The sequence below is a fragment of the Aeromonas sp. 1805 genome (assembly GCF_013085525.1).
Lineage (GTDB): Bacteria > Pseudomonadota > Gammaproteobacteria > Enterobacterales > Aeromonadaceae > Aeromonas > Aeromonas hydrophila.
In genome coordinates, this window is the sequence record NZ_CP038515.1 from 771,170 (window position 1) to 784,807 (window position 13,638).

Annotated in this window: 10 protein-coding genes; 5 read left to right on the plus strand and 5 right to left on the minus strand. The window is 63.1% G+C overall.

What is annotated here, in order from left to right; translation table 11 throughout:
* The first annotated feature begins 47 nt into the window (after positions 1-47).
* The 3 genes from E5E96_RS03530 (at position 48) to chrA (ending at position 3,042) form a co-directional block, all read left to right on the plus strand.
* Complete coding sequence (locus tag E5E96_RS03530; RefSeq protein WP_171281573.1) at positions 48-1,052, plus strand: NADP-dependent oxidoreductase; 1,005 nt, start codon at positions 48-50, stop codon at positions 1,050-1,052.
* 157 nt (positions 1,053-1,209) lie between these two features.
* Positions 1,210-1,653, plus strand: a complete 444-nt coding sequence (locus E5E96_RS03535) for an NUDIX hydrolase (protein WP_171281574.1) — start codon at positions 1,210-1,212, stop codon at positions 1,651-1,653.
* A 237-nt stretch (positions 1,654-1,890) separates the two neighbouring features.
* Positions 1,891-3,042, plus strand: a complete 1,152-nt coding sequence (gene chrA, locus E5E96_RS03540; RefSeq protein WP_171281575.1) for a chromate efflux transporter — start codon at positions 1,891-1,893, stop codon at positions 3,040-3,042.
* Between the two features lie 80 nt (positions 3,043-3,122).
* Here chrA and msrB read toward each other — a convergent pair whose 3' ends face one another.
* From msrB to malQ, 4 genes are all read right to left on the minus strand, one after another.
* A complete protein-coding gene (gene msrB / locus E5E96_RS03545) occupies positions 3,123-3,515 on the minus strand; it encodes a peptide-methionine (R)-S-oxide reductase MsrB (RefSeq protein ID WP_102987970.1) in 393 nt (130 codons plus the stop codon).
* A 56-nt stretch (positions 3,516-3,571) separates the two neighbouring features.
* Complete coding sequence (gene glgX / locus E5E96_RS03550; RefSeq protein WP_171281576.1) at positions 3,572-5,713, minus strand: glycogen debranching protein GlgX; 2,142 nt, start codon at positions 5,711-5,713, stop codon at positions 3,572-3,574.
* On the minus strand, positions 5,713-7,890 hold the full coding sequence (glgB, locus tag E5E96_RS03555) for a 1,4-alpha-glucan branching protein GlgB (RefSeq protein WP_171281577.1): 2,178 nt from the start codon (positions 7,888-7,890) through the stop codon (positions 5,713-5,715). The genes glgX and glgB overlap by 1 nt, the downstream gene beginning before the upstream one ends.
* An 82-nt stretch (positions 7,891-7,972) precedes the next feature.
* The gene (gene malQ / locus E5E96_RS03560) at positions 7,973-10,162 is read right to left on the minus strand and encodes a 4-alpha-glucanotransferase (RefSeq protein ID WP_171281578.1); all 2,190 of its coding nucleotides are present in this window, start codon (positions 10,160-10,162) and stop codon (positions 7,973-7,975) included.
* 346 nt (positions 10,163-10,508) lie between these two features.
* Here malQ and gap point away from each other — a divergent pair, with 346 nt between their 5' ends.
* Positions 10,509-11,504: a type I glyceraldehyde-3-phosphate dehydrogenase gene (gene gap, locus E5E96_RS03565; protein WP_011707358.1), complete on the plus strand. Its 996-nt coding sequence runs from the start codon at positions 10,509-10,511 to the stop codon at positions 11,502-11,504.
* Between the two features lie 115 nt (positions 11,505-11,619).
* Positions 11,620-12,486, plus strand: a complete 867-nt coding sequence (locus E5E96_RS03570) for a D-hexose-6-phosphate mutarotase (protein WP_171281579.1) — start codon at positions 11,620-11,622, stop codon at positions 12,484-12,486.
* Between the two features lie 70 nt (positions 12,487-12,556).
* Here the strand turns inward: E5E96_RS03570 and nadA are convergent, their stop codons facing one another.
* Positions 12,557-13,630, minus strand: a complete 1,074-nt coding sequence (nadA, locus tag E5E96_RS03575; RefSeq protein ID WP_171281580.1) for a quinolinate synthase NadA — start codon at positions 13,628-13,630, stop codon at positions 12,557-12,559.
* Between the last annotated feature and the right edge of the window lie 8 nt (positions 13,631-13,638).

Below are 13,638 nucleotides of genomic sequence, written 5' to 3' on the forward strand. Positions count from 1 at the left end.
CTGGCGACCCGCAGGTTGCCAACCCCCCTTACACTGGAGAAAAAACCATGAATCAGTCCAGCCATCAGATCCAGCTGCTGCGTCGCCCAGTCGGCCTGCCCAGCCTGGCCGATTTCACCCTGACCGAGGTGGCTCTGCCCGAGCTGCAAGAAGGAGAGGTGCGGGTCACCAACCAGTGGCTGTCGGTGGATCCCTACATGCGCGGTCGCATGAGCGAAGCCAAGAGCTATGTGCCCCCCTTCCCCCTCAACGGCCCCCTCGATGGCGGCGCCATCGGCGTGGTGGAAGCCTCGCGTCACCCGGACTTTGCGGTGGGTGATCGGGTGAGCAGCATGCTGGGCTGGCGCGATCGCTTCGTCGCCAACGGCGCCCAGCTGACCAGACTGCCCGACACCCGCTTGCCACCCCAGCTCTTTCTCGGCGCCCTCGGCATGCCGGGCATGACCGCCTGGACCGGGCTCAACCGCATCGCCAAACTGCAGTCCGGTGAAACCGTGCTGGTGTCGGCCGCCTCCGGCGCCGTCGGCTCCATGGTGGTGCAGCTTGCCAAACGGGCGGGGGCCCGCGTCATCGGCTCCACCGGGTCGGCCGACAAGGTGGCCTACCTCAAGAGCCTGGGGGCCGATGAGGTGATCAACTACCGCGAGACCCCGGATCTCGATGCCGAGCTGGCCCGGCTGGCACCGGAGGGGATCCACGTCTACTTCGAGAACGTGGGGGGCGCCATGCTGGACGCCGCCCTCAACCACATGGTGGTGCATGGCCGCATCGTGATGTGCGGCCTCATCGAGCAGTACAACGGCCAGAGCGAGGCGAGCGGCCCGCGCAACCTCTCCCAGGTGATCCGCAAACGCCTCACCATGCAGGGGCTGATCGTGTTCGATCACTGGCAGCACTACGGTGAGTTTCTGGCCGAGGTGACCCCGGCCTTCGACGCCGGCACTCTGCAGGCCGAGGAGACCGTCTATCAGGGGCTCGCCAGCATGCCGCAGGCCTTCATCGGGCTGTTCGAGGGGCGCAACACCGGCAAGATGCTGGTCAAACTGGCGTGATCCGCAGCCCTGGCGCCTGACGCCGCAGACTGCTTGCATGACGGGCCCATCCGCCCTAAGGTGGGCCCGTTTTTTATGGTGCAATTCACCGCTTGTGCAAGGAGCCGCTCATGGATTCCCTGCTTGTCTCGCGTCATCCCTGCAAGGAGCTCTGCTTATGTCTACTCCCTATCCCCGCGTCGGTGTCGGCGTGATCCTCACCAACCGCCAGGGCCAGGTGCTGCTTGGCAAGCGCAAGGGCAGCCACGCCCCCTACTGGTCCATTGCCGGCGGTCATCTGGAACTGGGAGAGACGTTCGAATCGGCAGCGATCCGGGAGGTGGCCGAGGAGACGGGTTTTCAGATCAGCAACCCCAGCGTCATCGCCGTCACCAACAACCTGGAGACCTGGCGTGAGAGCGGCCTGCACTATGTCTCGGTCACCCTGCTGGCCGAGGTAGAGGGAGAGCCCCAGCTGCTGGAGCCGGAGAAGTGCGAAGGCTGGATCTGGTGCGACCCGCGCAATCTGCCGGAGCCCCACTTCGATGCCAGCCGCCAGTCCATCGCCTGCTGGCTGGCGAATCGTTGCTACCTGCCGACCTCAAGCCAGCCGGCCCCATAAGCCATCGCCTGCCGGCTGGCGAATCGTTGCTACCTGCCAACCTCGAGCCAGCCGGCCCCATAAACCATCGCCTGCTGGCTTGCTGGCCGTTGCTATCTGCCACAACCAGGCCAGCCGATGGAGTGACCTGCGGCTGACAAGGTGCGGCTACCTGCCAGCAGCCCCCTGATTTGTCATAAAAAAGTCACCGCTTTGTCATATCATCGGGGGCGATGATGACAACGAGGGAGTGAGGACGTGGGGCAGGTGTTTATTCAGTTTTTATGGTTGGGCTGTGTCAGCTTCGGCGGACCCGCCGCCCACATCGGCTACTTCCAGCGCACCTTCGTCGAGCGGCTGGGCTGGCTGACCCAGGCCGAATTCGCCCAGTTGCTGGCCCTCTGCCAGCTGCTGCCGGGCCCCGCCTCCAGCCAGCTCGGCTTTGCCATCGGCCGCCAGCGGGCCGGGCTCGGTGGGGCACTGGCCGCGTTTGCCGGTTTCACCCTCCCCTCCTTTCTGCTGTTGCTGGCCGCCGCCATCGGCCTCGGCCAGCTCGGCAACAACGTCTGGCTCGATGCCGCCCTGCACGGCCTCAAGCTGCTGGCGCTGGTGGTGGTCGCCGATGCGGTGCTCACCATGAGCCGCCAGTTCTGCAAGACGACGCGCAATCAGGGGATCATGGTCGCCACCGCAGCCGCCCTCTGGTGGCAGCCCGGCCTGCTCACCCAGCTCGTCATGCTGGCGGGCGCCGTCCTGCTCTGTGCCCGCGTCGGCGCGCCGCAAACACCAGACCCACAGCCCTCACCCGCTCAGTCCATCCCTGTGCACCAACCCCACTGGCCCACCCTGCTGCTGTTTGCCCTGCTGTTTGTCGGCCTGCCACTGCTGGGGGGCCCCGTCGGCCAGCTGGTCGCCGACTTCTACCGGGCTGGCAGCCTGGTGTTTGGCGGCGGCCACGTGGTGCTGCCCCTGCTGGCGGAGAGCGTGGGCCACAGCCTCAACCAGCAGCAGTTTCTGACCGGCTACAGCCTGGCCCAGCTGGTGCCCGGCCCCATGTTTACCCTGGCGACCTATCTCGGTGCCCAGTTGCTGCCGGCCAGCCCGGTGGGCGGCGCCCTGCTGGCGATCCTGGCGCTGTTCCTGCCCGGCTTTTTGCTGCTGTGGGCCATGGGACCCTGCTGGCAGAGCTGGCTGGCCCGCCCTCGCCTCGCCGGCGCCGTAGCCGGCATCAACGCCGCCGTGGTGGGTCTGCTGCTGGCGGCGCTCTATCAGCCGGTCTGGCAGAGCGCCGTGCTGGCCCCCACCGACCTGGCACTGGCCGCCATCGGCTTCTATCTGCTGCGGGGACTCAAGCTGCCCATTCTGGCGCTGGCTACCCTGCTGGTGGTAGCCACCCTGCTGCTGGCCTGATAGGCCCAGGCTGCGGCCACAAAGAAACGGCCCCCTGCCGAGGCAGGGGGCCGTTTTTGCATGGATGCCGGGCGCCAGACTCAGGGCTCGGGATCGAAATCCAGACTCAGGCTGTTGACGCAGTAGCGCTGACCGGTTTCGGTCGGCCCGTCCGGGAAGACGTGGCCAAGGTGGGAGCCGCACTGACTGCAGGTGATCTCCACCCGCTTCATGCCGTGGCTGCCATCCTCGGTGTAAGTCACTGTCCCCTCGATGGCCCGATCGAACGAGGGCCAGCCGCAGCCCGAGTCAAACTTGGCATCCGAGTGAAACAACACCTGCTTGCAGCAGACGCACAGGTAGTCGCCGCTCTTGCGGTTGTGGAGCAGGGCGCCGCTGTAGGGACGCTCCGTGCCCTTCTCCCAGCAGACGTGATACTGCTCGGCGCTCAACTGCCGGCGCCACTGCTCGGGGTTGGGGATGTTGCCGCTCATACTGACTCCTTGCCGTGAATATCGGTGCCCAGCATACCCAGTCAGGGCGCCGCGCTCTACCCCGCCAGCGGGAACTGTGATCCGCTTGGCAACACGACGGCAACATCCGGGGTGGCGACCACTCCCTCCTCGGCCAGCGCCACCGCACTCAGGGCGACCCGCTCCAGCAGCTTGAGGGAGTGGGCCCGGCCCACCGCCACCTGCCGCTTGATGTCGTCGGGCAGGAACGGCAGCCCATCGTTGGTGGCGGTGTCAATGGTCTGGATCCACTCCAGCCCCTCCCCCGGCGGCGGCAGACGGAACTGGATGTCGTAGTCGCTGGCGTTGAACAGCACGTACCAGCGCTCCCCGCCGCAGCCGATCATGCCGATGTCCATGGCGAACGCCTGCCCCATGGGGGCATGCCAGTCCTGATCGGTGAGCTGATGGCCATCAGGGTGATACCAGTTGACCTGGTGGCAGCTGTTGGGGGCACCGTTCCAGCTGTCGTCGCTCAGCTGCAGGTTGGAGAAGACGGTGGACTCCGCCCGCAGCGCCAGCATCTGCTGGGTGAAGGCGAGCAGCCGCTCATCCTCCGGTCGCCACTGCCAGTTGACCCAGCTGATCTGGTTGTCCTGACAGTAGGCGTTGTTGTTGCCGAGCTGGCTGCGGCCCATCTCGTCGCCGGCGAGGAAGTGCGGGGTGCCTTGCGACAGCAGCAGGGTGGCGATAAGGTTGCGCTTCTGCTGCTGGCGCAGGTTGTTGACCCGCGGATCCAGGGTCGGCCCCTCGACGCCGTGGTTGTTGGAGAGGTTGTTGCCGTGGCCATCCCGGTTGTCCTCACCGTTGGCCTGATTGTGGCGCTGGTTGTAGGAGACCAGATCCTCCAGGGTGAAGCCGTCGTGATAGCAGAGGTAGTTGACGCTGGTATGGGGGGAGCGCCAGTTCTTCGGGAACAGATCCCGTGAGCCGACCAGCCGGGTGGCAAAGTCCCCCATCTTGCCCGCATCGCCGCGCCAGAAGGCGCGCACCGTGTCGCGGTAGCGATCGTTTATCTCCAGCCACTGGCTCGGGAACTGGCCGAGCCGATAGCCGAACGGGCCGATATCCCAGGGCTCGGCGATGAGCTTGACCCGTGCCAGCACGGGGTCTGCCATCATGGCCTTGAAGAAGGCCCCCATGGGGTCGAACTCGCCCGCCTCGCGCGCCAGCGTCACCGCCAGATCGAAGCGAAAGCCATCCACCTGCATCTCGGTGACCCAGTAGCGCAGGGCGTCGAGCACCAGTCGCAGGCTGTTGGGGTGATCCAGATTGACGCTGTTGCCGCAGCCGGTGACGTTGGCGTGGCGAGTGTAATCGGGGCCGTGGGCGCCCGCCTCGAAGGCGTAGTAACCGGCGTTGTCAAAGCCCTTGAAGGAGAGCATGGGGCCATCGAAGCCCGACTCCGCGGTGTGGTTGTAGACCACATCCAGGATCACCTCGAGCCCGGCCCTGTGCAGCTCGCGCACCATGGTCTTGAACTCGGTCACCGCCTCCTGCGCCGCATAGCGCGGTTCGGGGGCGAAGAAGGCGATGGGGTTGTAGCCCCAGTAGTTGGTCAGCCCCAGCTGCTCGAGCCTGGGCTCGGACATGAAGGCTGCCACCGGCATCAACTGCACCGAGGTGATGCCGAGGGATTTGAGATGCTCGATGATGAGCGGGTGGCAGATGCCCAGATAGGTGCCGCGCAGCTCGCTCGGCACCCCCTGATGCTGGCGGGTGAAGCCCTTGACGTGGGTTTCATAGATGACGGTGCGGGCCGGCTCGATGGCGGGCTTGCCCACTCCCTGCCAGTCGAAGGCATCGTCCACCACCACGGATTTGGCCACCATGGCCGCGCTGTCACCCTGATAGAGGGCATCATCCCAGTGGGTCGGGCGACTGAGCGCCTTGGCGTAGGGGTCGATCAGCAGCTTGTCCGGGTCGAACAGCATCCCCTCCTGCGACGTGCCGTGCACCCGGTAGCCGTAACGCTGACCGGCCTTGACGCCGCGCACATGGCCGAAGCGGTACTGGCCGCGCCGGCCGGGCAGCTCGAGGCGAGCCAGCTCCCGCTCCTGCTCGTCGAACAGGCAGAGCTCCACCTTGTCCGATTGCGGCGCCCAAACGCAGAAGTGACAACCCGTCTCGTCGAGCAGGGCCCCCAGCGGATGGTCCTGCCCCTTTTCCATTACGAACATCAAGACTCCTGTTTGATGAACAAGGTCGCGAGCGGCGGCAGATCCAGCACTATGCTGTACGCCATCCCCTGCCAGGGGGTCGGCTCGGCGACGAAGACCAGACCCACATCATAGTTGCTGCCCCAGTAATGCTCGCTGTCGGTGTTGAGCACCACCCGGTAGTGACCGGCCGTCGGTACCCCGAGCCGATAGGCAAGCCGCGGCACCGGTGTGAAGTTGCAGGCTATCACCAGCGGGTTGGCCCCCTGCTTGTCGGCCCGCAGCCAGGCAAAGATGCTGTTGTCAGCGTCGTTGTGATCCAGCCAGCGGAAGCCGTTTTGCTCATAATCCGCCTGATACAAGGCAGCTTCGTGACGGTAGAGGTGGTTGAGATCGTGGATCAGCCGTTGCTGGCCGCCGTGCTTGGGATACTGCAGCAGGTGCCAGGGCAGCTGGGCATCGTGATTCCACTCGTTGCTCTGGGCGATCTCGGTGCCCATGAAGTTGAGCTTCTTGCCGGGATGGGCATACATGAAGCCCATGTAGGCGCGCAGGTTGGCCGCCTGCTGCCACTCGTCCCCCGGCATCTTGTAGAGCATGGAGTGCTTGCCGTGCACCACCTCGTCGTGGGAGAGCGACAGAATGAAGTTCTCGTCATAGTGGTACACCATGGAGAAGGTCATGTCGTTGTGGTGGTAGCGACGGTGAATAGGCTCTTTCTGCATGTAGGTGAGGGTGTCGTGCATCCAGCCCATATTCCACTTGAAGCCAAAGCCCAGGCCCCCCAGGAAGGTGGGACGGGAGACCCCGGCAAAGGCGGTGGACTCCTCGGCGATGGTCATGGCGTGGGGGTACTTGCCGTACACCTCTTCGTTGGTCCACTTGAGCAGGCTGATCGCCTCGTAGTTGTGGTTGCCGCCATCGACGTTGGGCACCCACTCGCCGGCGTTGCGCGAATAGTCCAGATAGAGCATGGAGGCGACCGCATCCACCCGCAGGCCGTCGACGTGGAACTTGTCGAGCCAGAACAGGGCGCTGGCCACCAGGAACTGGCGCACCGTATTGCGACCGAAGTCATAGATGTAGGAGTTCCAGTCCGGGTGCCAGCCACGGCGCGGATCCTCGTACTCGTAGAGCGGGGTGCCGTCGAAGCGGGCCAGCCCGTGGGCATCGGACGGGAAGTGGGCAGGCACCCAGTCCAGAATGATGCCGATGCCGGCCTGGTGGCACTGATCCACGAAGTATTTGAAATCATCAGCCGTGCCGTAACGGCTGGTGGGCGAGAACATGCCCACCGGCTGGTAGCCCCAGGAGCCACTGAACGGGTGCTCGGAGACCGGCAGCAACTCGATGTGGGTGTATTCCATCCCCTTGACGTAATCCACCAGTTCCACCGCCAGTTCGCGCCAGCTCAGGCTGTCGCCGTTGGGGTGACGCTTCCAGGAGCCCACGTGCAGCTCGTAGATGGAGAGCGGCTGCTCGCGCTTGTCGTTGAGCTGGCTCTCGCGCCAGGCGGCATCCTGCCACTGGTACTGGTCGTGGTCATAGACCACGGAGGCGAACGAGGGGTACTGCTCGCAGTAGAAACCCACCGGGTCGCTCTTGTGCGGCAGCCGGTTGCCCGCCGGGTCTTTCAGTTCGAACTTGTAGCGATCCCCGGCCTTGAGCCCCGGTACGAACAGCACCCAGTGACCGCACTGGCTGCGCTGCATCGGGTGGCGACGGCCATCCCAGAAGTTGAAATCGCCGATGAGGCTCACCGCAGTGGCGCTCGGCGCATAAACCGCAAAGCGTACCCCCTCCACTTGCTGATCCAGATGCACCACAGTGCGCAGCTGGGCACCCAGCGTGTGGTAGAGGTTTTCCGGCTGGTAGGTGAGTTCCGCCAACCCGGCCCAACCCGCATCCTGGAACTGATAGGGGTCGATGACCTCGACGGTGGCATCTGGGTAGTCGGCAAGCAACTGGTAGGGGAAGGGATTTTTACGGCGGGTGAAAACAGTTTCAAAGAGGCCCGAATCATCGGTGGGCGCCAGGGTGGCAACAATCTTGCCCGACTTGAGATCCCTGACCCGTACGGCCTGGGCATCGGGTAACCAGACGGTCAGCTTGAGGCCGGGCCCATCCGGATTGGCCTGCAGGCCTAAGTGGGAGAAGGGATCGGAACAGCGGGCTGCAACCAAACGTTCAACGAGCATCGAGATTTCCTTTCATAGCTGAGCATCCGCTCCGGCCTGGGCCGAAGCGGATGTAAGTGAGTCACGTTTTGTCGGCAGTGGCTCAACGACTGGCCTCGTCACGGGCCTGGCTCATCTTGCCTGCCAGCGCCTTGAGCGCCTCATTGGCAAAAATATCCTCCAGATCGGTAGACAGCTTGCGGCGCCAGTTCGGGTACTCGTAACTGGTGCCCGGCACGTTGACCGGCTTGTCCATCTCCAGCCAATCCTCCAGCTGGGTGCTGAACAGGGCGCAGCTGCCGCGAGACATGTGCAGTTGCAGACCGTGGTTGAGCTCGGTGTTCATGCCGACCCAGTTCACGTCGTGGCTGATGTTGCCGGAGATCACCCCGTGGCCGTGCAGGCTGTCGAGGATACGCTGCTTGGCCTGGTGGCGATCAGCATACAGGGTCTTGAGTACGTCTTCATCCGGATACAGGCCCAGCTCGCGCCCCAGCGCCAGATCGTCGCAATGCCAGAAACCCTTGAGGGTCGGCATGTCATGGGTGGTCAGCGCCGACATCGCCTGCTCGGCGTAGTGAGCCGGAGAGATGAAGCCGCCATCGCCCTTGGAGCGCTCGAAGAAGAACACCTTGTAGGAGTGGACGCCGTTCTCTTTGAGGGTCACGTCGATCCCCTCCGGCACGGTACCCAGATCCTCGCCGATCAGCAGACACTGATTGCGGTGGGACTCGAGGGCCAGGATGCCGAGCAGGTCGTTGACCGGGTAATAGATGTAGGCGCCCTTGGCGGCCGACTCTCCGGGCGGCACCCACCACAGGCGCAGCAAGGCCATCACGTGGTCGATACGCAGCGCACCGCAGGAGCGCATGTTGGCACGGAACAGATCCACCATCGGCTGGTAGGCCGCCTCGAACAGCTGGTTCGGGTTCATGGGGGGCAGACCCCAGTTCTGGCCAAGCGGGCCCAGAATATCGGGCGGCGCACCGACCGAGGCTTTCGGGCAGTAGAGATCCCGGTTGGCCCAGATCTCGGTGGAGCCTTCGGAGACGCCCACCGCCAGATCGCGGTAGATCCCCATCACCATGCCGGCAGCCTTGGCACGGGCGTCGGCCCGGGCCAGCTGCTCGTCGGCCAGGAACTGTAGATAGAGGTAGAAATTCACATCCTGACTGTGCTCGGCCATCCAGGCCGCCACTTCGGGATTGTGGTAGTCACGGAACGGCTCCGGCCACACCGGCCAACCCCAGGCATTCTCGCCTTTGGCGTAGAAGTGGGCTTGCAGGGCATCGAAGGCGGCCTGTTGCTGCAGGCTGTCGCCGCCAGCGGCAACGAAGGCATCGAAGGCGGCCTGACGCTCGGCGCTCAGGCTGGCCTGGTCAAACACCTGACGCAGCATGCCGAGTTTGGTCTCGACGACGCCGGTGTAATCCACGTTGCCCTTGGCACGCAGCTCGCTCAGGTGCTGCTGGAAGGCGGGGTTCGCCACCTCGGCCTTGAGCCGGGCATTGGCCAGAAATTCGGGCACCGCTTCCACATCGATGTAGGCCACGTTGAGCCAGCGCCGGGACGAGGGGCTGTAGGGACTGGCACTCTCCGGGTTGGCCGGATAGAGGGCATGAATCGGGTTGAGACCGACGAAGTGGGCGCCCCAGGCGGCCATCTTTTCGACCAGCTGGCCCAGATCGCTGAAATCGCCGATGCCCCAGTTGTGACGGCTGCGCAGGCAGTAGAGCTGCACGCTCGGGCCCCACACCTTGCGGCCATTGGCGATGGGAGGCTGCTTATAGCACGCCTTGGGCGCGACGATGAGGCGCATGCTGGCGAGCGGCTCGTCATTGCCCTCCTCCAGCAGGATCAGATCGTGATAACCCAGCTCGGGCTGCACATCCAGGGCCACGCGATAGGCCTGGCACTCCATCTCTTCGAATTCGGCCACGCCGACCAGCTCGCCGTCGATGGGGGTAAGCTGACCGGACAACAGGCCGCCCTGCTCCAGCTTGAGCTGCCAGCTGAGAGCGTCGTTGACGAATTCGATGGGCAGACGAACTTCAAGGGTAATGGGCTCGCCGCTGCGGACCACCATCACGGGATCCAGCGCACGCAGCCAGTGCTGGCGGTGCTCCTGCTCAAGCTGCTCGGTCAGGGCGGCCTCGTCATCGACGCGGTAACCCATGGCGCCCAGCATGGCGGCCTTGCTCTCTTCGGATACCTGAGCCGGGTGGCCCCAGGCATCAACATACTCGCTGGCGATACCTTTGGCGGCAGCCAGCTGTTCAATCAGGGTGGTCATAGTTTGAGAATTCCCGCTGTGGATTCTATCTATACTATTTTGATTAATTTTTATGGGTGGTACTTGAACAGTGGCTCTATGGGCCATGCTAAACCGCGCACATTTTTACACATCTGCCTGGCTGGTTGTGTGACAGAGCAGGCACTATTGTTGATAACCGCACCGCCAGGAGATAGATAGTTATTTCGACAAAAGCTGGTAGTCAGTTACATAAACAGAAAATAAATTTCACAGTTTTTCATGATATAGCGCAATTTCAGACAGATTGTTGGTTGACTCACGGGGGAGTTCTAGTAAATTTACAAACGGAATTTTCTTTGACTACTGAACAGTTAGGTAACCAATTATGACTATCAAAGTAGGTATTAACGGTTTTGGCCGCATCGGCCGTTTCGTCTTCCGTCTGGCCGCTGAGCGTTCTGACATCGAAGTGGTTGGTATCAACGATCTGATCGACGTTGACTACATGGCCTACATGCTGAAGTACGACTCCACTCACGGCCGCTTCAAGGGCACCGTTGAAGTCAAAGACGGCAACCTGGTTGTCAACGGCAAAACCGTACGTGTTACCGCTGAGCGTGACCCGGCCAACCTGAAATGGGGCGAAATCGGTGTTGACGTTGTTGCCGAAGCTACCGGTCTGTTCCTGACCGACGAGACTGCTCGCAAGCACATCGCTGCCGGCGCCAAGAAAGTCGTTCTGACCGGTCCGTCCAAAGACGCTACCCCGATGTTCGTAATGGGCGTTAACGACGCTACCTATGCTGGCCAGGACATCGTTTCCAACGCTTCCTGCACCACCAACTGCCTGGCTCCGATCGCCAAGGTTCTGAACGATACCTTCGGTATCGAGTCCGGCCTGATGACTACCGTTCACGCTACTACTGCTACCCAGAAGACCGTTGATGGTCCGTCTGCCAAAGACTGGCGCGGTGGCCGCGGTGCGGCTCAGAACATCATCCCGTCCTCTACCGGTGCTGCCAAGGCTGTTGGCGTGGTTATCCCGGAACTGAAAGGCCTGCTGACCGGTATGGCTTTCCGCGTTCCGACTCCGGACGTGTCTGTTGTTGACCTGACCGTCAACCTGAAGAAAGCTGCCACCTACGCAGAAATCTGCGAAGCAATGAAAGCTGCTTCCGAAGGCGCCATGAAGGGCGTTCTGGGCTACACCGAAGACGAAGTGGTTTCTACCGACTTCCTGGGTGAGCGTCAGACTTCCGTATTCGACGCCAAGGCTGGTATCCAGCTGAACGACAAATTCGTTAAAGTTGTATCCTGGTACGACAACGAAATGGGCTACTCCAGCAAAGTTCTGGACCTGATCGCTCACATCTCCAAGTAATTTGAGATACGCAATCAAGTAGCTTGAAAAAGGCGGCCATGGGCCGCCTTTTTGTATTCTGGACCGGGATTTTTCCAACCCTCTCTTCTGAATGTGCGCGAGCACAGGAGTCCTCATGCAACCGACACGCTCTCTGACTGCCCACTGTACCCTCAGCCACCACCCGGCTGGCCAACCCTTGCTGACCGTTGACAACGGCTACGCCAAGGCAGAAATCAGTCTGTTTGGCGCCCACGTGCTCAGCTACCAGCGTCACGATGAACCCGCCTCTATCTGGCTCAGCGACAAGGCGGTACTGGATGGCAGCAAACCCATCCGCGGCGGCATTCCCCTCTGCTGGCCCTGGTTCGGCCCGGCTCCTGCCCGCGTCGGCAGCGGCAAGCCCTCCCACGGCTTTGCCCGCACCAGCCTGTGGACGCTGGACGGTGTCTCCGATCACGGTGACGGTACACTCGTCCATCTCTCTCTGCGTGACAACGAGGCAACCCGTCAGCTCTGGCCTCATGCCTTCGAGCTGGAGCTGGACGTGCTGGTCGGCAAGGAGCTGGCCCTGGTACTGACCACCCGCAACACCGGCAAAGCGCCGCTCGTCTACAGCGGCGCCCTGCACACCTACCTGCAGATAAGTTCACCGGAGTCAGTGAGCGTCAGCGGCCTTGGCGAGCCCTATGCCGACAAACTGAGCGGCCAGAATGGCCAGCAGCAGGGCCCTCTGACCCTGAACGGCCCGCTGGATCGGGTCTATTGGCAGCCTGCGGCTCACGTCAGCATCCAGGATGGCGAACGCGAGACCCGGGTGGTCAGTGGCAACCACGACAGCGTGGTGGTCTGGACCCCCTGGCTGGAAGGCGCCCGCGCCATGGCCGACATGAGCGATGATGGTTATCGCACCATGCTCTGCGTCGAAGCGGCCATCGCCAGTGAGGCAGGCGTGACCGTCGCACCGGATGAAGAGCACAGCTTCTCCACAGTGATCATCTGAGTCGGATGAGGTTCAGATAAATAAAGAGGGCTCCCGCGGGAGCCCTCTTTGCATCTCTTCATGACCCCAGTCAGGTATTGCCCTGGGTCTTGAGCTTGAGCTCGGCGGCGAAGTTGAGCATGCGGTCGAGCGGGATCAAGGCCTTCACCCGCAGATCCTCGTCCACCAGAATCTCGTGACGCTCGGCACCATCGGTGAGGGCCTCCTTGATGGCCACTAGGCCGTTCATCGCCATCCAGGGGCAGTGGGCGCAGCTGCGACAGGTGGCGCCATCGCCACCGGTCGGCGCCTCCACCATCTCTTTCTCCGGGCAGGCCTGCTGCATCTTGTAGAAGATGCCGCGATCGGTCGCCACGATCAGCTTCTGCTGGGGCAGCTCCTTGGCCGCCTTGATCAGCTGGCTGGTAGAGCCCACCGCATCGGCCAGTTCGATCACCGAGGCTGGGGACTCCGGGTGGACCAGCACGGCGGCATCCGGATTCTGCTCCTTCAGCTCACGCAAGGCGCGGGCCTTGAACTCGTCGTGGACGATGCAGTGGCCCTGCCAGCGCAACATCTCGGCGCCAGTCTTCTTCTCGATGTAGGCACCGAGGTGACGGTCCGGGCCCCAGATGATCTTGTGACCCTGGCTATCCAGATGTTCGACGATCTCCAGCGCGATGCTGGAGGTGACCACCCAGTCCGCCCGCGCCTTCACCGCCGCCGAGGTGTTGGCATAGACCACCACGATATGGTCGGGATGGGCGTCGCAGAAGGCGGAGAACTGTTCGATGGGGCAACCCAGATCAAGCGAGCACTCGGCCTCCAGCGTCGGCATCAGGACTCGCTTGTGGGGGCTCAGGATCTTGGAGGTCTCTCCCATGAAGCGCACCCCGGCGACGATCAGGGTCTGTGCGGCGTGATCACGGCCAAAGCGAGCCATCTCGAGGGAGTCGCCGACGAAACCACCGGTCTCCTCCGCCAGTGCCTGGATCTCGGGATCCGTGTAGTAGTGGGCGACCAGCACCGCCTTGCGCTCCTTGAGCAGTGCCTTGATGTCTGCGATCAGGGTCGTCTTCTGCTCGGCGCTCAGGGGAAGGGGCTTGGCCGGAAACGGATAGTCCATCTCGACTACCGGCGGGACATTGTTCAGTGCATTGCTCATTGCGACTG